21 protein-coding genes and 1 rRNA gene are annotated in these 21,881 nt (G+C 39.1%); 17 read left to right on the top strand and 5 right to left on the bottom strand.

The genetic code is table 11. The annotated features are described in order from the left end of the window. The first annotated feature begins 57 nt into the window (after positions 1-57). From recX to ABE34_RS16325, 3 genes are read left to right on the top strand one after another with little or no spacing between them, the layout of a single operon-like run. Positions 58-861: a recombination regulator RecX gene (gene recX, locus ABE34_RS16335; RefSeq protein ID WP_197143543.1), complete on the top strand. Its 804-nt coding sequence runs from the start codon at positions 58-60 to the stop codon at positions 859-861. Next, a complete protein-coding gene (locus ABE34_RS16330; RefSeq protein WP_079562722.1) occupies positions 858-1,187 on the top strand; it encodes a YfhH family protein in 330 nt (109 codons plus the stop codon). The genes recX and ABE34_RS16330 overlap by 4 nt, the downstream gene beginning before the upstream one ends. Then, positions 1,188-1,457 carry a YfhJ family protein gene (locus tag ABE34_RS16325; RefSeq protein ID WP_197143542.1) on the top strand — a complete coding sequence of 90 codons (270 nt, stop codon included), beginning with the start codon at positions 1,188-1,190 and terminating at the stop codon, positions 1,455-1,457. Between the two features lie 39 nt (positions 1,458-1,496). Here ABE34_RS16325 and ABE34_RS16320 read toward each other — a convergent pair whose 3' ends face one another. Beyond that, a complete protein-coding gene (locus ABE34_RS16320; RefSeq protein WP_197143541.1) occupies positions 1,497-2,483 on the bottom strand; it encodes a metal-dependent hydrolase in 987 nt (328 codons plus the stop codon). 217 nt (positions 2,484-2,700) lie between these two features. Between ABE34_RS16320 and mutY the strand changes: the two genes are divergently transcribed. The 4 genes from mutY to ABE34_RS16300 all read left to right on the top strand — a co-directional run bounded on the left by mutY (position 2,701) and on the right by ABE34_RS16300 (position 7,176). After that, the gene (mutY, locus tag ABE34_RS16315; RefSeq protein ID WP_197143540.1) at positions 2,701-3,735 is read left to right on the top strand and encodes an A/G-specific adenine glycosylase; all 1,035 of its coding nucleotides are present in this window, start codon (positions 2,701-2,703) and stop codon (positions 3,733-3,735) included. 82 nt (positions 3,736-3,817) lie between these two features. Beyond that, positions 3,818-3,994 (top strand): gamma-type small acid-soluble spore protein, encoded by a 177-nt coding sequence (locus ABE34_RS16310; RefSeq protein WP_079562726.1) that lies wholly within the window; start codon positions 3,818-3,820, stop codon positions 3,992-3,994. A gap of 354 nt (positions 3,995-4,348) precedes the next feature. Beyond that, positions 4,349-4,897, top strand: coding sequence for a nucleoside tri-diphosphate phosphatase (gene ntdP / locus ABE34_RS16305; protein WP_197143539.1), 549 nt, complete (start codon positions 4,349-4,351; stop codon positions 4,895-4,897). 533 nt (positions 4,898-5,430) lie between these two features. Further along, on the top strand, positions 5,431-7,176 hold the full coding sequence (locus ABE34_RS16300) for an ABC transporter ATP-binding protein (RefSeq protein WP_276569503.1): 1,746 nt from the start codon (positions 5,431-5,433) through the stop codon (positions 7,174-7,176). Here the strand turns inward: ABE34_RS16300 and ABE34_RS16295 are convergent. Then, the gene (locus tag ABE34_RS16295) at positions 7,168-7,332 is read right to left on the bottom strand and encodes a hypothetical protein (RefSeq protein WP_197143537.1); all 165 of its coding nucleotides are present in this window, start codon (positions 7,330-7,332) and stop codon (positions 7,168-7,170) included. The two genes, ABE34_RS16300 and ABE34_RS16295, sit on opposite strands and share 9 nt — an antisense overlap. A 541-nt stretch (positions 7,333-7,873) precedes the next feature. On the opposite strand from ABE34_RS16295, the gene ABE34_RS16290 reads away from it, so the two are divergent. The 5 genes from ABE34_RS16290 (at position 7,874) to nikC (ending at position 13,605) form a co-directional block, all read left to right on the top strand. Continuing rightward, entirely contained in the window at positions 7,874-8,887 is a 1,014-nt protein-coding gene (locus ABE34_RS16290) for an ABC transporter ATP-binding protein (RefSeq protein WP_079564303.1), read from the top strand. Next, the gene (locus tag ABE34_RS16285; RefSeq protein ID WP_197143536.1) at positions 8,862-9,851 is read left to right on the top strand and encodes an ABC transporter ATP-binding protein; all 990 of its coding nucleotides are present in this window, start codon (positions 8,862-8,864) and stop codon (positions 9,849-9,851) included. The genes ABE34_RS16290 and ABE34_RS16285 overlap by 26 nt, the downstream gene beginning before the upstream one ends. A 21-nt stretch (positions 9,852-9,872) precedes the next feature. After that, positions 9,873-11,492 carry an ABC transporter substrate-binding protein gene (locus ABE34_RS16280; protein WP_197143535.1) on the top strand — a complete coding sequence of 540 codons (1,620 nt, stop codon included), beginning with the start codon at positions 9,873-9,875 and terminating at the stop codon, positions 11,490-11,492. 199 nt (positions 11,493-11,691) lie between these two features. Beyond that, positions 11,692-12,696, top strand: coding sequence for an ABC transporter permease (locus ABE34_RS16275; RefSeq protein ID WP_197143534.1), 1,005 nt, complete (start codon positions 11,692-11,694; stop codon positions 12,694-12,696). A gap of 15 nt (positions 12,697-12,711) precedes the next feature. Beyond that, entirely contained in the window at positions 12,712-13,605 is an 894-nt protein-coding gene (gene nikC / locus ABE34_RS16270; RefSeq protein WP_197143533.1) for a nickel transporter permease, read from the top strand. A 53-nt stretch (positions 13,606-13,658) separates the two neighbouring features. Here nikC and ABE34_RS16265 read toward each other — a convergent pair whose 3' ends face one another. Together ABE34_RS16265 and ABE34_RS16260 are read right to left on the bottom strand one after the other, a co-directional pair. After that, a complete protein-coding gene (locus ABE34_RS16265; protein WP_197143532.1) occupies positions 13,659-14,747 on the bottom strand; it encodes an FUSC family protein in 1,089 nt (362 codons plus the stop codon). 297 nt (positions 14,748-15,044) lie between these two features. Further along, positions 15,045-16,331 carry a glutamate-1-semialdehyde 2,1-aminomutase gene (locus tag ABE34_RS16260; protein WP_197143531.1) on the bottom strand — a complete coding sequence of 429 codons (1,287 nt, stop codon included), beginning with the start codon at positions 16,329-16,331 and terminating at the stop codon, positions 15,045-15,047. Between the two features lie 131 nt (positions 16,332-16,462). Between ABE34_RS16260 and bcp the strand changes: the two genes are divergently transcribed. The 3 genes from bcp to perR all read left to right on the top strand — a co-directional run bounded on the left by bcp (position 16,463) and on the right by perR (position 18,440). After that, on the top strand, positions 16,463-16,939 hold the full coding sequence (gene bcp / locus ABE34_RS16255; RefSeq protein ID WP_197143530.1) for a thioredoxin-dependent thiol peroxidase: 477 nt from the start codon (positions 16,463-16,465) through the stop codon (positions 16,937-16,939). Continuing rightward, entirely contained in the window at positions 16,936-17,880 is a 945-nt protein-coding gene (locus ABE34_RS16250; protein ID WP_197143529.1) for a D-2-hydroxyacid dehydrogenase, read from the top strand. Before bcp ends, ABE34_RS16250 begins: the two co-directional genes overlap by 4 nt. 116 nt (positions 17,881-17,996) lie before the next feature. Continuing rightward, positions 17,997-18,440, top strand: coding sequence for a peroxide-responsive transcriptional repressor PerR (gene perR, locus ABE34_RS16245; protein ID WP_197143528.1), 444 nt, complete (start codon positions 17,997-17,999; stop codon positions 18,438-18,440). Between the two features lie 24 nt (positions 18,441-18,464). Here perR and ABE34_RS16240 read toward each other — a convergent pair whose 3' ends face one another. Continuing rightward, positions 18,465-18,815, bottom strand: coding sequence for a YgzB family protein (locus tag ABE34_RS16240; protein WP_197143527.1), 351 nt, complete (start codon positions 18,813-18,815; stop codon positions 18,465-18,467). A gap of 209 nt (positions 18,816-19,024) precedes the next feature. On the opposite strand from ABE34_RS16240, the gene ABE34_RS16235 reads away from it, so the two are divergent. Both ABE34_RS16235 and ABE34_RS16230 read left to right on the top strand, forming a co-directional pair. Continuing rightward, the gene (locus ABE34_RS16235; RefSeq protein ID WP_197143526.1) at positions 19,025-19,918 is read left to right on the top strand and encodes a nucleotidyltransferase-like protein; all 894 of its coding nucleotides are present in this window, start codon (positions 19,025-19,027) and stop codon (positions 19,916-19,918) included. 343 nt (positions 19,919-20,261) lie between these two features. Continuing rightward, positions 20,262-21,813: ribosomal RNA gene (locus ABE34_RS16230) — 16S ribosomal RNA — on the top strand. Positions 21,814-21,881 lie beyond the last annotated feature (68 nt).

Below are 21,881 nucleotides of genomic sequence, written 5' to 3'. Positions count from 1 at the left end.
CACCTCAAAAGCAATACTTACGAAAAATGTTATAATGGTTATAGTGAGGTGTTACGAATGCGTGTTATTACGAAGATTGCACGTCAAAAAAACAATCCAGAACGTTATAATATATATTTGAACGAAGAATACGCTTTTCCTGTAGATGAGGCAATTCTCATTCAATTTGGGTTAACGAAGGGCAAAGTGCTTGAGGAATTTGATATTCAGGAAATTGCCTATGAGGATGAGATTCGAAAAGCTTTTAATAAAGGGTTAAATTTTTTATCTTATCAAATGCGCAGTGAGCATGAGGTTAAGAAAAAGCTGCTCTCATTAGAATTTGGGGAAGCGGTTATTTTAGAGGCTATACAAAAGCTTAAATCGTATGGCTTTTTAAATGATGAAACTTACTCCAAGGCGTTGCTCGATACGAAAAAGGCTACGATGAAAAAGGGACCCAAAGCAATTAGGCAAGACCTTATAAAAAAAGGGATTGATAAAAGCTTACAGGATGAGGTATTGGCTACATATAGTCATGGGGAACAGGTAAAGCTTGCGACACAATTGGCTGAAAAGGTCATTCGATCGGAAAAAAAGAAAACGCCAACACAAATAAAAGCTAAAATTCAAGATTTTTTAATGAGAAAAGGTTATTCTTTTAGTGTTGTAGATGAGGTGCTTAGTCAAATAGAGATTGAGCAAGAGGAAGATGAATGGCAACAGCTACTTGATGTGCAAGGCGAAAAAGTTTGGAAAAAGTATTCATCGAAGTATACTGGTTTTGAGTTGAAAATGAAAATAAAGCAGGCGCTCTATCAAAAGGGTTTTCCTATAGAAGTTATAGATCGTTTTATAGAAGAGAAGGAGAATGAGGAATGAACGAAAAAAATTATGCTGCGATGTCAGAGCATGAATTACGTGAAGAAATAGCTAGGATAAAGGAAAAAGCACGTAAGGCGGAACAGCTAGGCATCATTAATGAATTCGCAGTATACGAGCGCAAGGCTTTAATGGCTGCAGCTTATTTAGTGGATTTAGATACAATAATTCCTGGAGAAATGTATCGTATTGACGGTTCTGAAAATGAATTTTTCCAAGTGGATTATTTAAAAGGACGTTTCGCATGGGGTCATCGCTTAGGGGGCGAAAAATACCAAGAGGCTTTACCTGTTTCAATGCTATCACCTGTAAAGGTGGGCAAATAAATGGATGAAAAAATTGAAAAGCTAACAGCTGAGTTACTTGCAAAAAATCCGGAAATGTCAGTAGGGCGTGCACGAGTATGGATTGAGCTTTTATGGAGTGATTTCGAATCGACTTCTGCTAAAGCTGGTTACGCTTATCGCGGTGCGGAATACACTGAAAATTTGGTGCGTCAATTAATTGCCAGTTATGGTGATAAACTGCATGCATTTGCGGGGCGTAACCCCAAATACGCACATTTACTTGATGCTAGTGATGATATGGTACAATAACAAAACCCTGGCCAATATTTGGTCAGGGTTTACTGATGTTTAATTACTTGCGCCAACTTGTAATTTTTTCTGGAGTTTATCTTCTGTAAAAATCCAGCCTGTGTATGAAGTGATAATCTCATTGTCCTCGTTTAAATGAGCGACAGCCACGAATGGATAGCGATTATCACTACGGTAACGCAGATCAATTAATCTTACTTCTGTTAAGCCATTTTCAAGTTCTGAAATTTCCCAACGGTACAATGGTGAGAATGACACGAATGCAGCGAGATTGGGATCTTTCAATGCTATTTCAATAAGAGGCGTTTTTGGTAAAGGTTTTATTTCGAATTTATCGTAAATATTAACAGCTCTCCCATATGCACGGCCAACATAATAATGCGTTTTGGATTTTGCTGCAATACGCCAGTGGAAGAACCGCATTGTAGGGGCTACAATAACATACTCTTCATCCTGAATGGTATTATGCACAGCTTTCTTTACAGCCTTTTGGACTGCAAATCGTAAAATGTAGTAAACGATAATAATGAGATACATGATACTAAATGTCCAAATAGGATTAACACCAAATGCCCAAAGCAAAATGCCGATGCAATGTAGTGTGAAAATAATAGGATCAAATGTATTAATGACACCAAGTGCAACCCATCTTCTAGAAAACGGTCGAAGTGCTTGTGTACCATAAGCATTGAAAATATCAACAAAGACGTGAAGTGCTACAGCTAAAAATGTCCAAAGCCATAAATGAAACACATTTGCGTCTTGAATAATAAGTGCTAAAACCGCTGTAATTAAGATGGGCCAAATAGCTACTGCTGGTAGTGAATGTGTAATTCCACGATGATGTCGAATATAAATTGCGTTGTTGCGCAGTTTTAAAACTGTATCGACATCAGGTGCCTGCGAGCCAATAATTGTACCTGCCATTACTGCGGTAAAGGTCATTGAATGACTTGCTACAACGGGATCTGCTAATGCAAGACCACCGAGGGCTATACCCATAACGAAATGTGTACCTGAATCCAAAAATATCCACTCCTTGTATGCATCTAAATAGAGTACAATTTGCATACATGTATATTTCAATAATCCGTAATACTTTAATATTTCTCTATTAAGACGGTCGTGCTAAATCTTGAAGCTAGAAAATAATGGCGCTTTTTGTCGTTTTAGACAGATGGTCTTTTCTTAATTGTATACTCTTTTTACCATAAATAAAATCGTAAAAACACTGGAGGTCACTGTGAATTATCCATATGTAACAGAATTTCGACAATCTTTAGTCGAATGGTTTAATGTTGAGAAACGTGATTTACCTTGGAGGCATACGACGGACCCTTATAAAATCTGGGTATCGGAAGTGATGCTACAGCAAACACGTGTCGACACAGTTATTCCTTATTACAATCGTTTCATGGAAAGTTTTCCAACATTAGAATTACTCGCGGAAGCTCCACAAGAATACTTATTAAAGCATTGGGAAGGCCTCGGCTATTATTCCCGTGCACGTAACTTACAAGCGGGTGTTCGTGAGGTATTAGAAAACTACGGTGGGGTAGTACCCGATAATCGCCATGAGATTTCAAAATTAAAAGGCGTTGGTCCGTATACTGCTGGAGCTATTTTAAGTATTGCCTATAATAAGCCGGAACATGCAGTGGATGGAAATGTTATGCGTGTTTTAAGTCGTGTGCTTACTATCCATGATGATATAGCCGTTCCAAAGACTAAAAAGGTTTTTGAAGAGGCTGTTGAAGAACTAATTGATCCTGAAAATGCATCGTCCTTCAATCAAGGCTTAATGGAGCTGGGTGCACTTATTTGTACGCCAACTTCACCAAAGTGTTTATTATGTCCGGTTCGGGAATACTGTACCGCTTTTAATGAAGGAGAGCCTGAAAAATTACCTATCAAATCTAAAAAAGTAAAGATGAAGCATCTCACATACGATGTGCTTGTATGTCAAGATGGCGAAGGGCGAATTTTATTAGAGCAGCGTCCAGCAGAGGGTTTACTAGCTAATCTATGGCAGTTCCCAATGCTAGAGCACGGTAAAGATTCAATAGATACTTTTATTAATGATTATGCTATGAATGTTCAATCGCAACAGGATTTGCTAACATTTAAACATGTTTTCTCACATTTAACATGGCATATAAATAGCTATTTTATGAAATGTAATTCAGCAGAAAAGGGCGAATGGCTGACTCGTGAACAAATAGAATTGTTACCAATGTCTGTTCCAATGCTGAAAATTTGGCAGGAAACAAAGGATTAATCTGGAAAGTTATTTATATAAAATTTTTAGGCATAAAAGCATTCACCTCGGTACACAATAATGAGCGTGGAGGTGAATGAAAATGAAAAAGCAAAACAACCAGAATTTCCAACCGAATAAAAACATGCAACGTCAAAGTCAAGAATTTGGTTATGAAACAGATGTTAATGAAGTGCAAAAGCAAAATGCTAAAGCAGAGCAGAAAAAAGCTCAAGCTTCAGGTAACTTCAATAAAACTAACCAAGATCTTGGTGAATAACACTTTGTAAATTGCATAATTGCATTTACCTCTGAGGAGCTGTCTATAATCGAACAGATTAAAAAGGGCAGCTCCTTTTAAATTTTTATATAGCAAGATAAAAAACGGTTCAGGTGATAAGGAACTGCTCGGATAGTTGATAAAACCATGCTCCGATACATGGGTATAAACAAATAATTCCAATTGGATTAGTGTTATGATAAAATTCGCTTTAAATTAACGAAATTTTGTACAAATTTAAAAGAGCGCAGGGAAATTTGTGGTTTTCTAACTACACCTTTCGCCTACACATTGCTATAATATACTAGAGACTGCTAGATTTAGGTAGCATAGATGAAAAGGTGGGCTTCAAAGATGGCAATACCGGTAGAAGGAGAAACGATACAAATACATAGTTATAAACACAATGGCCGTATCCACCGTGTTTGGCAAGAAACAACGGTTTTAAAAGGAACAAAAAATATCATTATCGGTGCGAATGAGCGGACACTTGTGACAGAATCCGATGGTCGAACGTGGCTAACGAGAGAGCCTTCTATTTGTTATTTCCATGCGGAGTACTGGTTTAATATCATTTGCATGCTACGTGAAGATGGTGTGTATTATTATTGTAATCTAAGCTCACCATTTGTTTTCGATAATAATGCCATTAAATATATTGACTATGATTTAGATATTAAAGTTTTCCCCGATATGTCTTATTCACTCTTAGATGAGGATGAATATGAGCTGCATCGTAAGGAAATGTCTTATCCAGATGTCATAGATAAAATTTTAAAGCGCAATGTCGATAAATTAATTAGCTGGATTCAACAAAAAAGAGGACCCTTTGCACCTGATTTTATCGATGCCTGGACAAGTCGCTATAAGTTTCAGCTCGATATGCAAGCAGATGATTGTTAGTTGCACCTATTAGTTTTACTAATAGGTGTTTTTTTATCGGAAAAATAAGTAATTATCTACCAGTTTTTTGTTATAGTAATATTGTAAAGCATTACAGATATTTGGAGGGGAACTATGAATACAGGTTATATTATAGGTACATTATTTTTTTTGACTGGTAGTTTTATGTTGTTCATGCACAGACTTGTAGCTGAAGCGGTCCGATGTTTGGGTCACTTTGTGAATGATTCTATACATATGAATAAGGAATTATACGTACCTTCTTTAGGGTTCATGCTAGTAGGTTTAATCTTTATATTACTAGAATTTGTATATAAAAGATTAAAGGAAAAAATGTAAAAAGGAATGTTACATAAGCTGATTGCAAAATAGTTCGTAACAAAGCTAAATTAACTGTATTTAAAACAAAATATTGCTATAATACGTTTGGGCATTCATTTTGTGAATGTCTGTTTCTTTTTATGTACGAAGTGAAACAAGGGGTTCCCCTTGCATTTGCTAAATATGGTTTTTGATAAGGATGTGATAATGAATTGGGTAGTATAAAGCGTTATATGAGATTTGTAAAACCATATACATGGGAAATAATTTTAACGATTTTAATTGGTATAGTGAAATTTGCAATTCCGTTATTTATTCCATTACTCATAAAAATTGTGTTAGATGATATTATTGCTGCAGATCATTTAACGGATGCAGAGAAGACAAAAGAATTGTTTTATTGGTTAGGTGGCACGATCATTGTATTCTTTATTATTCGACCACCGATTGAGTATTACCGTCAATATTTTGCTCAAAATGTCAGTAACAAAGTGCTTTTCGATATTCGAAAACAAATATATGCACATTTACAGCGACTAAGTTTAAGATATTATGCCAATACAAGAGCTGGCGATGTGATTTCAAGAGTAATTAATGATGTGGAACAAACAAAAAACTTTATTATGACAGGCCTGATGAATGTTTGGCTGGACCTTGCGACAATTGTTATTGCAATCGGTATTATGTTTGCTATGGATGTAAAGCTAACGCTAGTAGCATTGATTGCGTTCCCATTCTATGCGTTTAGCGTAAAGTTCTTCTTTGGCAAGCTTCGGTCTTTAACACGTAAACGGTCACAAGCACTAGCAGGTGTGCAAAGTTATTTACATGAACGTGTAGCTGGAATGAGTATTATTAAAAGCTTCACGCTAGAAAAGCATGAGCAAAAATTATTCGATGAAGCAAATGGAGAATTTTTAGAGAAAGCGTTGGATCATACGAGATGGAATGCTAAATCGTTTGCAGTGGTGAATACAATCACGGATGTAGCACCACTCCTAGTAATTGCATATGCAGGTTATCAGGTTATTAATGGACCTCTTTCAATCGGGACAATGGTTGCCTTTATTGCCTATATCGAACGACTTTATGGTCCACTTCGTCGCCTTGTAAGTTCATCAACAATGTTAACACAGTCAATTGCATCAATGGATCGAATGTTTGAATTAATAGATGAACCTTATGAAATAAAAAACAAGGCTAATGCGTTAGAGCTACCTCGGGTAAAAGGTGAAGTTCGTTTTGACAATGTGAACTTTCAATATGAAGAAGAGGGCTCACAAATTTTAAACAATATCAATTTTACAATTAATCCTGGCGAGACAGTTGCATTTGTAGGAATGAGTGGTGGAGGAAAATCAACTATCATTAGTTTAATTCCTCGTTTTTATGACACAACGAGTGGCACTGTATGTATTGATGACTATGATGTGCGTGACGTATCTCTACATTCTTTACGCTCACAAATTGGAATAGTCCTACAAGATAATATTTTGTTTAGTGATTCCGTAAAAGAAAATATTTTAATGGGCAAGCCAGATGCTTCTGATGAAGAGGTTATTGCTGCGGCAAAAGCAGCCAATGCACATGATTTTATTATGAGCTTACCAGATGGTTATGACACAAAGGTCGGGGAGCGCGGTGTGAAGTTATCAGGTGGACAAAAGCAGCGGGTAGCGATCGCTCGTGTGTTTTTAAAAAATCCTCCTATATTAATACTGGATGAAGCAACCTCTGCATTGGATTTAGAAAGCGAGGCACTTATCCAAGAATCATTGGATGTACTTGCACATGAACGTACGACAATAATAATTGCTCACCGACTTTCTACGATTACACATGCAGATAAAATTTTTGTTATTGATCATGGACAATTAATTGAAAGTGGTACGCACGAGCAATTAATGCAAAAAGAGGGCACGTACTTTAGTTTATTCCAGGTGCAACATTTAGATTGATGCACCATCATAATGTGTGGTTGATTTCCGTTCCGGCCAGGCGCTTTGTAGCTGACGCTTTGCTTTCGCTACAGAGAAAACATTGTTGTTGCTGGCGCTTCGCTTTCGCACAGTTAAAACATTTGCTGCTGCTACGTTAACACTACGCTTTCGCACAGAGCAAAGCTTCCTGGGGGCGTCCGATGAGCCGCTTCGCTTCGTTGCAGGGTCTCGGGTCAACAGATGTCTTTTGCGCGAAAGCGTGAGTGCAACGTAGCGGCAGCATAGGGTTTTGGTTTTGTTTGTGCGAAAGCAACAGCACGAGGTTGGTCACGAAGGCGTTATCACAGGACGTGATGCTTTTAGCCTTCGTTCCTCTATATCGCTAATCCCCGAGGAGTCGCTTGGACTAACAAGTTTTTAATATGCGAAAGCAAAGAGTAATGTCGTCCCCATCTTTTGGTTATGAGTTAAAAATTTAAAAATAGCCTTCCGTTTAAGCATAAATGGAAGGCTATTTTTTTGTCTTATTTATAAATTAGTATCAATTAATAAGACATTATTAATATGAAACTCGAACGATGTAGAAAATCTATGTTTATTGCAGAACAATTATGATTGAAAGAGCAATGTTTTTTGGTTAGAATTATCTGAAAATAGGGAATTGAGTGATAGTTAGAGTGATTAAGTAAAAATATAGGACGATGGGAGATTGATCATGAGAAAAAAGCTGCTAGAAATAAAAGGCTTAAAGACAACCTTTTTTACAGATGATGGACAAATTCCTGCCGTAGATGATATTGATTTTTCTGTTCATGAGGGAGAAATATTAGGGATAGTAGGGGAATCAGGAAGTGGAAAAAGTGTTACATCCCTGTCCATTATGGGGTTAATACCGTCACCGCCTGGAAAAATAACAGGGGGAGAAATACGGTTAGATGGGAAAAACCTCGTAACATTATCTGATAAACAAATGCAGAAAGTTCGTGGGAAAGATGTGGCGATGATTTTCCAAGAACCTATGACATCCTTGAATCCTTTGTTTACAATTGGGGATCAGCTAAAAGAAGCGATTTTAATCCATAATCCAAAATGGTCGAAAAAAGAAGCCTTTGCAAGGGCAGTTGAAATTATGAAGCTTGTAGGTTTACCACGTGCTGAGGAATTATTAAAAGATTATCCACATCAGCTATCCGGGGGGATGCGACAACGGGTCATGATTGCGATGGCGCTTGTCTGTGATCCGAAGGTGCTGATTGCTGATGAGCCGACTACCGCGCTAGACGTTACGATTCAAGCTCAAATCTTGCAGCTGATGAAAGATTTAAATAAACGTTTAAATACAGCTGTTTTATTAATTACGCATGATTTAGGCGTTGTGGCAGAAACATGCGAGCGAGTGATTGTGATGTATGCAGGTCAGATAGTAGAGGAGGCGCCTATTCAGGAGATATTCGTTAATCCAAAGCACCCTTATACACAAGGACTTATTAAGTCTGTACCAGATATGCGTTATAAGAAGGACAACCTTTACTCTATACCAGGCAGTGTACCAAAACCCGGAAGTATTCAGGTAGGCTGCCGCTTTGCAGCACGTTGCGAATTTGCGATGGAACGCTGTGTACAAGAAACGCCACCTTTATATGAAGCAGGAGAGCAGCATAAATCAAGATGCTTTTTACTAGAGAAACAGGAGGTGGAGCAACATGTCGAAAACTTTATTGAAAGTTGATGGTTTGAAAAAATACTTCCCCATTCGGAAGGGGGTCCTTAACAAACAAGTTGGGGACGTAAAGGCAGTAGATGATGTTTCCTTTGAAGTTTTTGAAGGAGAAACATTAGGTATTGTAGGTGAGTCTGGGTGTGGTAAATCAACGACTGGTCGACTTTTAATGCGATTGCTTGAGCCAACTGAGGGCAAAATTGAATTTGCAGGAAAGGCAATTTCTGAACTATCGAACAATGAAATGCGCAAAGCCCGTAGAGATATTCAAATGATTTTCCAAGATCCTTATGCCTCTCTTAATCCTAGACATAATATTGGGAAGATATTGGAGGAGCCTCTTATTGTTCATGGAATGGGCAATGCAAAAGAACGGAAGAAGAAAGTGTTAGAGCTTCTCGAAATTGTTGGGTTAAATGAATATCATGTGAAACGGTATCCACACCAATTTAGTGGTGGTCAGAGACAGCGTATCGGCATTGCCCGTGCGCTGATGACGAATCCGCGCATGATTATTGCAGACGAGCCTGTCTCTGCTCTCGATGTATCTATACAGGCTCAAGTATTGAATTTATTGCAAAACTTACAAAAGGATTTAAAGCTAACTTATATTTTTATCTCCCATGATTTAGGGGTTGTACGGCATATTAGTAATCGTGTAGGTGTGATGTATTTAGGGAAATTAGTGGAGTTGACAGCAAGCGAAGATTTATATGCTGAGCCACTTCACCCGTATACACAGGCGTTGCTATCCTCGGTACCTGTTCCAGATCCTATGTTTGAACGTGAACAGCTTGTTATTTCTGGAGATATTCCGAGTGCTTCGAATCCACCAAGTGGTTGCACTTTCCATACGAGATGTCCATTTAAAAAAGAAGAGTGTTCTCAAGTAGTTCCGAAAATGCAAGAGGTGAAACCGGGTCATTTTGTTGCTTGTCATCTTTACGATGCAATCCAACATTCAATGATATAAAAAAACTTAGGGGGAAATTAAATGAAGAAAAAGAAGCTTTGGACTTTGGGAGTAATGCTTATCCTTGTTCTCTCGACAATCTTAGCTGCTTGTGGCGGTTCAGATTCTAAGGATACGGGTAGTAAAGATACATCAAGTGGAGGTGACTCAACTAGCAGTAATGAACCAAAAACATTAGTATATGGTCGTGGTGGCGATTCTACTGCTCTCGATCCAGCGACAGTAACAGAAGGTGAATCGTTTAAAGTTACCGTTAATATCTATGAGACTCTAATTAACTTTGGAGAGAAGGATGTAACGTTACACCCAGGGCTGGCAAAATCTTGGGAATCTTCAGAAGATGGGTTAACGTATACTATGCAACTTGAAGAAGGGGTTAAGTTCCATGACGGTACTGACTTTAATGCTGAAGCAGTCGTGAAAAATTTTGAGCGCTGGAAAGCTGGTGGTGCTGATAAATTCCCATACTACGCTTCTCAATTTACGGTAAATGAAAAGCCAGTAATTGAGTCGATCACTGCTGATGGGGATTATAAAGTTATATTTAAACTAGCTCAGCCACAAGCACCATTCTTGAAAAACTTAGCGATGTCACCATTTGCTATTGCTTCACCAACAGCATTTGAAAAGAATGATGAGGCTCTTAAAGATAATCCAGTAGGTACTGGTCCATTTAAATTTGTAGAGTGGAAACGAAATGATTCTATCACTATTGAGAAAAACCCTGATTACCGTATTGCAGATTTACCGAAATTAGATAAAGTTATTTTCCGTTCTATTCCAGATAACTCCGCACGATTCAATGCATTAACTAATGCTGAGGTTGATGTAGTTGATGGCTTAAGTCCATCTGATAAAGCTTCAATCGAATCAAATGCAAATTTACAATTAATCGAACGTCCGTCTATGAATGTTGGTTATCTTGGATTAACAGTAACTCGTCCACCGTTCGATAATGTAAAGGTTCGTCAAGCAGTAAATCATGCAATTGATAAGCAAGCATTAGTAGATGCATTTTATGAAGGCTTAGGCGAGACAGCAAAAAATCCGATGCCTTCAATAATTGCAGGCTACAACGATGAGGTTGAAGGCTATGACTATGATCCAGAAAAAGCAAAAGCATTATTAGCTGAAGCTGGCTATGATGGTAAAGAAATTGAGCTATGGGCAATGCCTGTACCACGTCCGTACATGCCTGACGGTCAAAAAATTGCAGAAGCCATTCAGAAGAATTTAGCAGATGTTGGCATGAAATCTAAGATTGTAACGTTCGAATGGGCTACGTATTTAGAAAAGGCGGAAAATGGAGAGGCAGATGCGTTCTTACTTGGTTGGACAGGTGATAACGGGGATGCAGATAACTTCCTTTACACTTTATTAGACGGAGATAATATTCATTCTAACAACTATACATTCTATGACAACAAAGAAGTGCACGAATTATTTGTTGCGGCACAAACTGAAATGGATGAGGGCAAGCGTAATGACCTTTACAAGCAAGCACAAGTGATTATCTCTAAAGATGCACCATGGGTTCCGCTTGCTCACTCTACGCCAATTTTATCTGCTAATACTAAAGTTACAAACTATGTTGCACATCCGACAGGTTCAGACCGTTTAGATACAGTAGATGTGAAGTAGGTATTAAACGGCTATCCCAACAGGTTTTAATTTAAGAAGATAAGAAAATTTAAAGAATCTGCTTGCTTTCTGCGGGTAAGCCGTAGAAATCTAGCGGATTCTTTTGTTGGTGAAAGCTGACCCTTTCTACAGTATGTGTAAAGACTTCAATGCTTTTCTTACAAAAGTATATTATGAAAATAACAGAGGGGTGAAGAAAATGCTTCACTATATGGGGAAACGATTATCCCAACTAATCCCAGTTTTGCTTGGAATGACTTTCATCGTCTTCATGTTAATTCGTGCAATTCCTGGTAATCCAGCACAAGTAATTTTAGGGCAGCAGGCAACGAAAGAAGCGGTTGAAGCGTTAAACGCAAGTTTAGGATTAAATAAGCCGTGGTATACTCAATATTTTAGTTATTTAGGTGGCATTTTCCAGGGGGATTTAGGCGTATCATTACGTACTAAATTACCCGTATCAGAGGAGATTTACCCGTATTTAGCGGCAACAGCTGAGCTAGCGCTGTTTGCCATGATTATTGCAGTGATCGTTGGCGTAAATGCAGGCATTATTTCTGCATGGTTCCAAAATTCTTGGTTCGATTATGTGGCAATGGTAGTTGCTTTAGTCGGGGTGTCTGTACCGGTTTTCTGGCTAGGTTTAATGGAACAATGGGCTTTCAGTAATCAGCTTGGCTGGTTCCCGACATCTGGACGAGAAGATGTACGAGATCCAATAACCGCCATTACTCATTTTTATTTACTTGATACACTCATCGAAGGCCGCTTTGATCAATTTACTGAAGTAATAAAACGATTAGTATTACCGGGCATGGCTCTTGCGACAATTCCAATGGCGATTATTGCAAGAATGACTAGGTCGTCTATGCTTGAAGTAATGCGCTCTGACTATGTACGCACCGCTAGAGCAAAAGGGCAAAAAATGTTTATTGTTGTTTATAAGCATGCATTGAAGAATGCAGTTATCCCAGTGTTAACTGTCATTGGGTTGCAAACAGGATTGTTACTAGGTGGTGCTATTTTAACAGAGACAATTTTTAGCTGGCCTGGAATTGGTCGTTATATATATGATGCCATTGGCTTCCGTGACTATCCTGTTATTCAATCAGGAATTTTAGTAATTGCTTTTATTTTTATCATGATTAACTTAATTGTGGATTTACTGTATACAGTGATTGATCCGCGGATTAAATACAAATAGGGGGGAGAAGCAATAATGACTGGAGCCATGGATGTAAAAACAGAAGCAGCACCAAGACGTGAACGAGCGGCAGGTCCTTGGAGAGAAGGCTGGCGCAGCTTTAAAAAGAGTAAAATCTCCCTGGTAGGTGCAGGCATTGTACTATTTTTTATTTTTCTTGCTATATTTGGTCCACAGATTGCTCCTGAAGGAATGAATGAACAAAATCTTTCGATGCGTTTATTAGCACCATCAAGTGAGCATTGGTTTGGAACGGATGACTTCGGACGGGATATTTTCTCTAGAGTTATTTATGGAGCTCAAATTTCTTTGAAAGTAGGCTTTTTATCGGTTATTCTTTCTGTTATTGTAGGTAGTTTCCTTGGCATTATTGCGGGGTATTATGGAAGATGGGTTGATACGATAATCTCGCGTATTTTCGATATTCTGTTAGCATTCCCTAGTATTTTACTAGCGATTGCGGTAGTAGCGGTACTTGGACCATCATTACAAAATGCACTGATTGCCATTGCCATTATTAACGTACCGAATTTTGGGCGCTTAATTCGTTCGAAAGTATTGAGTGTTAAAGAAGAGGAGTATATCGTAGCAGCAAAGGCGATTGGAATGCGTGATTCGCGAATTTTGTTCTCGCATATTTTGCCAAACTCGATGACGCCAATCATCGTACAAGGAACACTAGCGATAGCGACAGCAATTATTGAGGCGGCAGCACTAGGCTTCCTTGGATTAGGAGCTCAAGCACCCGCGCCAGAATGGGGGAAAATGCTGGCGGATGCCCGCGTATATTTATTAAAGGCTCCGTGGACGATGATTTTCCCAGGATTAGCTATTATGTTAACGGTTCTCGGTTTTAATCTAATGGGTGACGGCCTACGTGATGCGCTTGATCCGAAAATGAAAAGCTAATAAAAAGGGCGAAGAGATGGACATTATGCCAACTCTTCGCTCACTTTTAATTATTAAACAAATTCCTCTTCAAATTCCACATTGATTTCATGACCATGATGAGTTTGATACGACACAATGAGCGTATCCAAATGCTCTAGGTTTTCTTCGTAATCTAAAATACGCGATAATATATAAAGCAAGTGATAGCTCGAAAATTCTGTATCGCCTTCGTCATGCGCATAACTGATCTGCTTGATGAATATTTCCATTAACTCGTTACGCTGAACATAATCGATGTTTTTACTCCACTCCGAATGTTCGGGCTTTAATTTCCCTGTATATTTTAACAGGAGCTGCTCATGGTAAGTTAGTAGAAAATCAAGCCGCTCTTGAATCATTAAATGGAATTGTGTCGGGAGCTGTGCTAATTCGTTTTCATGATTATGAAGACGATGAAGGAGCTCTAAACTTTTCTTCGACGTTGTGATCATTTGACGATACACAACTAATTTACGTCCTTTTACAAATTTTTTATTTTTAAAGTAATTACGCTCTTCCTTATAAAAATCATACAGTGTATCAACACGTTGCATACGAGACTTAAATTTGCTTAATGCTTCTTTAGTAGAAGTATGCTCAGATGCTTGACGAACAGCAAGTCGCGTCCATCGAATAATATCATCTTGTAAAAAGTAAATTTTACGGAATAGCTTTACTTCATATTTTGGCGGTAGGAAGAACAAATTGACAACAAATGCTGCTAATACCCCAACTAATATGGTAAGAAAGCGAATAAGGCCAAATGTAAGAAAGTCATCTCCTTGAATCTCCATAATAGCTACAACAGTAACAAGTGCTAGAGACAACGACTTTTCAAGCTTAAATTTCAACATAATACCGATAGCAACAATGACTGCAATGCCGATTGCTACTACATGGTGACTAAAAAGTAGGCCAAAAATGACCGCGATGGTAGCTCCTATAATATTGGCTTGTACTTGCTCCACAATTGTTTGATAGGAGCGATAAATAGATGGCTGAATCGCAAAGATTGCTGCAATTCCTGCAAAAACAGGTGAAGGAAGCTCTAGTAACTCAGCAATAAATAGTGCAAACACGATGGCAACACCAGTTTTAAATACACGGGCACCTAATTTCATAGAAAATGGATGTCCTTTCTGTCTAAAATTTTAACTCCTTGAAGACTTAGTTGCTATTCAGCAGGTGTTCAATCATCTGTACCTGTCGCTACGCTTTCGGTACAAAAGACATCCGCTGAAATAGAGGGGCTTAGGCTGCATAATTAATGCTTCTTTACATTATAGAAGGAAGTGCTCATAAAATACATAGATTTGTATGTCATTTAAAGAAAAAGACGACTCGCATGGGAGTCGTCTTTAAAAGTTAGATAATCTAGATGCTATTATAAATTGCGTTTCTCACTAAGCGTTTAGCCTTTACAGTTGTGAAAATGCACTATCTACTGCTTTGATTGTTTCAACAATATCAGCTTCTGTATGCTCTGTTGTTAAGAACCATGCTTCATATTTTGATGGTGCTAAATTAATGCCTTGTTCAAGCATTAATTTGAAGAAGCGTCCAAAGATTTCGCCGTTTGAGTTTTCAGCCTGCTCATAGTTTTCTACTTTCACATCTGTAAAGTAAATAGTAAGAGCACCTTTAAGGCGATTAACAGTAATTGTTACATCGTGTTTTTTGGCTGCAGTTAGGATACCTTCCTCTAAAATAGCTCCAAGACGATCCATTTCGTCATAAATACCTGGAGTTTGTAATACTTCTAGACAGGCAATACCAGCTTGCATAGAGGCAGGGTTTCCTGCCATTGTACCCGCTTGATAAGCAGGTCCAAGTGGAGCAACTGTATCCATAATTTCTTTGCGGCCGCCGTATGCACCGATTGGTAAACCACCGCCGATTACTTTGCCTAGCGCTGTTAGGTCAGGTGTTAAGCCTAACAAGTTTTGGGCACCGCCGTAGTGGAAGCGGAAAGCAGTAATAACTTCATCGTAAATAGTTAATGCACCTTTTTCCTTCGCTGTAGAATGCACTAATTCTAAGAAGCCTGGGTTAGGCTCAACAATACCGAAGTTTCCAACGATAGGCTCTATTAAAATGGCTGCGATTTGATCGCCCCATTGATCCATTGCTTCTGTAAATGCTTCAGGGTTGTTAAATGGTACTGTAATTACTTCTTCGGCTGTTGAAGTTGTAACACCCGCTGAGTCTGGAGTACCTAATGTCGCAGGACCAGAACCAGCAGCTACTAATACTAAGTCAAAGTGACCATGGTAGCATCCAGCAAATTTCATAACTTTCGTACGGCCAGTATAAGCACGTGCTACACGAATTGTAGTCATGACAGCTTCTGTACCAGAGTTATTAAAGCGCACTTTATCCATAGATGGCATTGCTTCTTTAAGCATCTTAGCAAAAGTAACCTCGTATTCAGTTGGAGTCCCAAATAAAGTACCATTTTCAGCTGCGTGCGTAATAGCCTTTGCAATATGTGGGTGACCGTGACCAGTAACAATAGGACCGTAAGCTGCTAGATAGTCAATATAACGGTTGCCATCAACATCCCAAAAATAAGCACCTTTCCCACGAGCCATAGCGACAGGTGAACCTCCGCCGACTGCTTTATAAGAACGAGAAGGGCTATTTACACCACCGACGATATGCTGTAGCGCTTCTGCGTGTACTGCTTCAGATTTTGTGTGATTCATCTATATTGCCTCCTAAATCTTTATACTTCATCTATTGTAGACCTATCAGTGCAAGAAATCCAAAGAAATTAAGGGATATGATTTGTTTTGCTATTTAGAGTAAAATAAAGCGTACAGAGGAGGAGATTGATATGGCTTTAATAGAAGGTAAAAAAGCACCGGATTTTTCCCTTATGAATGAAAAAGAAGAAGTAGTAAAGTTAGCGGATTTTAAAGGACAAAATGTTATTTTATATTTTTATCCTAAAGATATGACACCAGGTTGTACTACGGAGGCTTGTGACTTCCGTGATAAGCATGAGGATTTTAGTAAATTAAATGCAGTTGTGCTTGGTATTAGTCCTGACGAAGCTAAAAGGCATATCAAATTTATAGATAAACATGGATTACCATTCTCACTATTAGTGGATGAGGATCATGCCGTGGCAGAGGCATATGGAGTTTGGGTGCTGAAGAAGATGTATGGACGTGAATATATGGGGATTGAACGTTCAACATTTTTGATTGATACAGATGGAAATTTGATAAAGGCTTGGCGTAAAGTACGTGTAAAAAATCATATTGAAGAAGTATATACATATTTAGCAGAATGGGAGGCGAAGCAATGAGAATTTATTTTACGTTTGAACCAAGACCAGATTTACGTGAGCCACTAGTAGCAGAATTTCCACAGGTGGATTTTGTTTTTGAAAATGGTTTATCAAATAATGAGCTACAAGAAGCGGATGTTCTTGTGACATATGGTGAAGATTTAAATGATGAAAATATTCAGTATGCGACAAAGGTGAAATGGATTTTTGTAGCTTCAGCGGGGATTGAAAAAATGCCAGCCGGGGCCATTATTGACCGAGGAATAGTAGTTTCGAATGTGCGTGGCATTCATAAAACGCCAATGGCAGAATCAATGCTTGCTCATATTTTAGCGATTAAGCGTGCACTACCTTGGGTGTATGAACAGCAGAAGAAAAGTGAATGGTCAAAAAAAGCGAAACAATCCGAGTTACGAGACAGCACAGCACTTATTTTGGGGCCTGGAGCTATTGGCTCGGAAGTAGGTCGCTTATTGCAAGCTTTTGGTGTTGCGACAATTGGCTGTAACCGTTCAGGGAACGAAGCGGCGTATATGAATGAGATGGTGAGTTTTGATCAATTAGCCGAAGCTTTACCTAATGCTGATATTGTCATTTCAGTTTTACCTAAAACAGAAGAGACGACACATTTATTAAAAGCAGACCATTTTAAAGCGATGAAAAATGACGCCATTTTTATGAATTTTGGTCGTGGGAACTTAGTAGAAGAGATTGTTTTGATGCATGCCATTCAAACAGGTGAAATCGGTTACGCTGTTTTAGATGTATTTGAACAAGAGCCTTTAGCTGCGAATCATCCAATATGGACTTTGCCGAATGTCATTGTGTCTCCGCATGTTTCTAGTCACTCATCTCGCTATGTTGAACGTAGCTTAGCGATTTTTAAGCCGAATTTAGAGAAGTGGTTACGTGGTGAAACAGATGTAGAAAATAGGTTAGATTTATCAAGGGGTTATTGAAGCGGCAATCCTCATTAAAGTGAAATGTGTATGAATGTTGACAGAAGTAAGCTAAATTGGATACACTAATTATAACTATTATCAATTAATAATCTTTATGGAAGAGGTGCATGACGATGTCTGAAATGCATTTACAGGATGCACTTGACACGTTGAAAACAACTGGTGTTCGTATTACTCCTCAGCGTCATGCTATTTTGGAATATTTAATTCAAACAATGGCACATCCAACTGCCGATGAAATTTATAAAGCACTTGAAGGGAAATTCCCGAATATGAGTGTAGCGACTGTCTATAATAACCTTCGCGTATTTCGTGAAGTTGGTCTAGTAAAAGAGCTAACTTTCGGTGATGCTTCAAGCCGCTTTGATTTCGTTACAAACGATCATTATCATATGATTTGTGAATGCTGTGGAAAAATAGTCGATTTCCATTATCCTGGTCTCGACGAAATTGAACATTTTGCATCACAAGTAACAGGCTTTGATGTGCATGCGCATCGTTTAGAAATTTACGGCACTTGTCCATCGTGTAAAGAAGTATCTGCAAAAGTACAATAAAAAAATCCTAGCTCTTCTATAGGGCTAGGAATTTTTTGTTTTATTATAAGATTGGTCGAACTCTTTTCCTTCTAGAGTTGGATCCAGAGTTAATGGTTCATTGCAGTACATACACATATCTACACGGCCTAATACTTTTGTGTGTTTATGGCAATTAGGGCATTCGACTTGCACGGCTCGTGTTGAGAGCAGTCCAATCCATGCATAGACAACAGTACTACCAATAATACAAAGTACACCAAGGGTCATGAAAATTAAGACTAGAATAGGATTGTTTTTAAAGAAGATTCCCCCATACATAACTACAAAGCCGATAAAAATAAGTGCTAATGCGAATGAACGGATTTTATTAATTTTACTTTTGTAAGGTTTCATTTATCATCTTGCCTCCCAATCTAAAATCTACTATAACATATAAGAACAAAGTATTTTAGCTTTGATAACGTGGAAAGAAGGAATACTTTTAGAGTATGTCGAAATTTTAACGAAATCAATCTCGCCTTGGCGTAATTGAGTCCGGTGTAAATCCGTGACATCCACTGAATGAAGATAAAAGGTTACAAGCAAATAGAGGGGGACTGAACATGGAACAAGTTTTGCGTCCAATATATCAGGAACGTGCAAGTCAGTCGAATACACTAGGCGTTATTTTAGTGGAAAAACGAGAGGAACAAAGTAATGTTACAGATACATTTGATACAATCTTACTTATTATCGTAAAAGAAGCAGAACAGCCAGTCTTTACGAAACATTACCTATATGAAGGAAATAAAGTAGCTTTACATACGGTTACCGAGAAAATAATACGAAAATGGCTGCTTATTGGCTCAAATAAAAAAGTGGTCGATTGGATTTTCTTTGGAAGAGTATTATTTGATCGTAATGAATTTCTTCATAAATTAAAAATTGAATTACAGGAGTTTCCGTTTAGCGGTCGTAAAATCAAAACAGGCATTCAATTTTCAAAATTAATTCGTCGTTACTTAGAAGGAAAAGAATACTTTGATAAAGGTAGCTATCTTGATGCTTATAATCATGTAGTAGATTCGTTACATCATTTAGGCCGTTTATCCATTATCGATAGTGGACTTTATCCTGAAGTAACTGTTTGGGCACAGGTGAAAAAAATAGAACCAGCGATTTATAAATTGTACGAAGAGCTCGTTACAAGTATTGAGCCAATAGAGAAACGATTAGAGCTATTGTTTTTAGCAAGTGAGTTTTTAATACATTCACGTACTCGAGACGGCGCTCAGCATATTTTAGAAGTCATGCAAACAAAGGATACTTGGACTATTCAGGAATTGCATGATCATGGTGAGCTCATGAATTACTCAGTAGATTTAGAAGTATTTGTAGAATATCTAGTGGACAAAGGTTATATTCAAATTGAACCAATCGTTGCGAAAAGTGAAATGATATTCCACCGTCATTATAAGGTAAATAAAGAAGCTCTAGAAATGGAGCAAGGACTGTAGTATGCTAGTTATCGAGGTATAAAAAATACCTCGATATTTTTTATAAAAAAGTTATTGACTTTTAATTAATTGATAATGTATTATATTAATTGTCGCTAAGACGTAATAAAAAAACTCAACGAACGAAAAAACTTTTTGAAAAAAGTTATTGACACGAATTGAGTTAAATGTTAATATAAAGAAGTCGCTGAAAAACAACGGCGACGAAATGAACCTTGAAAACTGAACAAGCAAAACGTAATCAATAAAGTTTTTAGTAGCTAACCTTGAGTTGGTGAAAGAAACAAAATTTTGGACATCAAACATGATGCCGGCAAAACAATTTGAGCTAATCAAATTTCTTTTTATGGAGAGTTTGATCCTGGCTCAGGACGAACGCTGGCGGCGTGCCTAATACATGCAAGTCGAGCGAACAGATAAGGAGCTTGCTCCTTTGACGTTAGCGGCGGACGGGTGAGTAACACGTGGGCAACCTACCTTATAGTTTGGGATAACTCCGGGAAACCGGGGCTAATACCGAATAATCTATTTCACTTCATGGTGAAATACTGAAAGACGGTTTCGGCTGTCGCTATAAGATGGGCCCGCGGCGCATTAGCTAGTTGGTGAGGTAACGGCTCACCAAGGCGACGATGCGTAGCCGACCTGAGAGGGTGATCGGCCACACTGGGACTGAGACACGGCCCAGACTCCTACGGGAGGCAGCAGTAGGGAATCTTCCACAATGGGCGAAAGCCTGATGGAGCAACGCCGCGTGAGTGAAGAAGGTTTTCGGATCGTAAAACTCTGTTGTAAGGGAAGAACAAGTACAGTAGTAACTGGCTGTACCTTGACGGTACCTTATTAGAAAGCCACGGCTAACTACGTGCCAGCAGCCGCGGTAATACGTAGGTGGCAAGCGTTGTCCGGAATTATTGGGCGTAAAGCGCGCGCAGGCGGTCCTTTAAGTCTGATGTGAAAGCCCACGGCTCAACCGTGGAGGGTCATTGGAAACTGGGGGACTTGAGTGCAGAAGAGGAAAGTGGAATTCCAAGTGTAGCGGTGAAATGCGTAGAGATTTGGAGGAACACCAGTGGCGAAGGCGACTTTCTGGTCTGTAACTGACGCTGAGGCGCGAAAGCGTGGGGAGCAAACAGGATTAGATACCCTGGTAGTCCACGCCGTAAACGATGAGTGCTAAGTGTTAGGGGGTTTCCGCCCCTTAGTGCTGCAGCTAACGCATTAAGCACTCCGCCTGGGGAGTACGGTCGCAAGACTGAAACTCAAAGGAATTGACGGGGGCCCGCACAAGCGGTGGAGCATGTGGTTTAATTCGAAGCAACGCGAAGAACCTTACCAGGTCTTGACATCCCGTTGACCACTGTAGAGATATGGTTTTCCCTTCGGGGACAACGGTGACAGGTGGTGCATGGTTGTCGTCAGCTCGTGTCGTGAGATGTTGGGTTAAGTCCCGCAACGAGCGCAACCCTTGATCTTAGTTGCCATCATTTAGTTGGGCACTCTAAGGTGACTGCCGGTGACAAACCGGAGGAAGGTGGGGATGACGTCAAATCATCATGCCCCTTATGACCTGGGCTACACACGTGCTACAATGGACGATACAAACGGTTGCCAACTCGCGAGAGGGAGCTAATCCGATAAAGTCGTTCTCAGTTCGGATTGTAGGCTGCAACTCGCCTACATGAAGCCGGAATCGCTAGTAATCGCGGATCAGCATGCCGCGGTGAATACGTTCCCGGGCCTTGTACACACCGCCCGTCACACCACGAGAGTTTGTAACACCCGAAGTCGGTGGGGTAACCTTTTGGAGCCAGCCGCCGAAGGTGGGATAGATGATTGGGGTGAAGTCGTAACAAGGTAGCCGTATCGGAAGGTGCGGCTGGATCACCTCCTTTCTAAGGATATTTTCGGAATACAAACCTAGGGTTTGTAAGATTACGTTTTGCGTTCAGTTTTGAAGGTT

The sequence above is a fragment of the Lysinibacillus sphaericus genome, from assembly GCF_015844675.1.
In the GTDB taxonomy this organism is placed as follows: Bacteria; Bacillota; Bacilli; order Bacillales_A; family Planococcaceae; genus Lysinibacillus; species Lysinibacillus sphaericus_E.
Note: the sequence above shows the minus strand (reverse complement) of the source record. Positions and strands in the feature narration are given on the sequence as shown.

Bases quoted from the DNA above. Each gene is read 5' to 3' on its own strand.
- recX (WP_197143543.1), top strand. From the start codon at position 58: ATGCGTGTTATTACGAAGATTGCACGTCAAAAAAACAATCCAGAACGT.
- ABE34_RS16330 (WP_079562722.1), top strand. From the start codon at position 858: ATGAACGAAAAAAATTATGCTGCGATGTCAGAGCATGAATTACGTGAA.
- ABE34_RS16325 (WP_197143542.1), top strand. From the start codon at position 1,188: ATGGATGAAAAAATTGAAAAGCTAACAGCTGAGTTACTTGCAAAAAAT.
- ABE34_RS16310 (WP_079562726.1), top strand. From the start codon at position 3,818: ATGAAAAAGCAAAACAACCAGAATTTCCAACCGAATAAAAACATGCAA.
- ntdP (WP_197143539.1), top strand. From the start codon at position 4,349: ATGGCAATACCGGTAGAAGGAGAAACGATACAAATACATAGTTATAAA.
- ABE34_RS16290 (WP_079564303.1), top strand. From the start codon at position 7,874: ATGAGAAAAAAGCTGCTAGAAATAAAAGGCTTAAAGACAACCTTTTTT.
- ABE34_RS16285 (WP_197143536.1), top strand. From the start codon at position 8,862: ATGTCGAAAACTTTATTGAAAGTTGATGGTTTGAAAAAATACTTCCCC.
- ABE34_RS16280 (WP_197143535.1), top strand. From the start codon at position 9,873: ATGAAGAAAAAGAAGCTTTGGACTTTGGGAGTAATGCTTATCCTTGTT.
- ABE34_RS16275 (WP_197143534.1), top strand. From the start codon at position 11,692: ATGCTTCACTATATGGGGAAACGATTATCCCAACTAATCCCAGTTTTG.
- nikC (WP_197143533.1), top strand. From the start codon at position 12,712: ATGACTGGAGCCATGGATGTAAAAACAGAAGCAGCACCAAGACGTGAA.
- ABE34_RS16265 (WP_197143532.1), bottom strand. From the start codon at position 14,747: ATGAAATTAGGTGCCCGTGTATTTAAAACTGGTGTTGCCATCGTGTTT.
- ABE34_RS16260 (WP_197143531.1), bottom strand. From the start codon at position 16,331: ATGAATCACACAAAATCTGAAGCAGTACACGCAGAAGCGCTACAGCAT.
- bcp (WP_197143530.1), top strand. From the start codon at position 16,463: ATGGCTTTAATAGAAGGTAAAAAAGCACCGGATTTTTCCCTTATGAAT.
- ABE34_RS16250 (WP_197143529.1), top strand. From the start codon at position 16,936: ATGAGAATTTATTTTACGTTTGAACCAAGACCAGATTTACGTGAGCCA.
- perR (WP_197143528.1), top strand. From the start codon at position 17,997: ATGTCTGAAATGCATTTACAGGATGCACTTGACACGTTGAAAACAACT.
- ABE34_RS16240 (WP_197143527.1), bottom strand. From the start codon at position 18,815: ATGAAACCTTACAAAAGTAAAATTAATAAAATCCGTTCATTCGCATTA.
- ABE34_RS16235 (WP_197143526.1), top strand. From the start codon at position 19,025: ATGGAACAAGTTTTGCGTCCAATATATCAGGAACGTGCAAGTCAGTCG.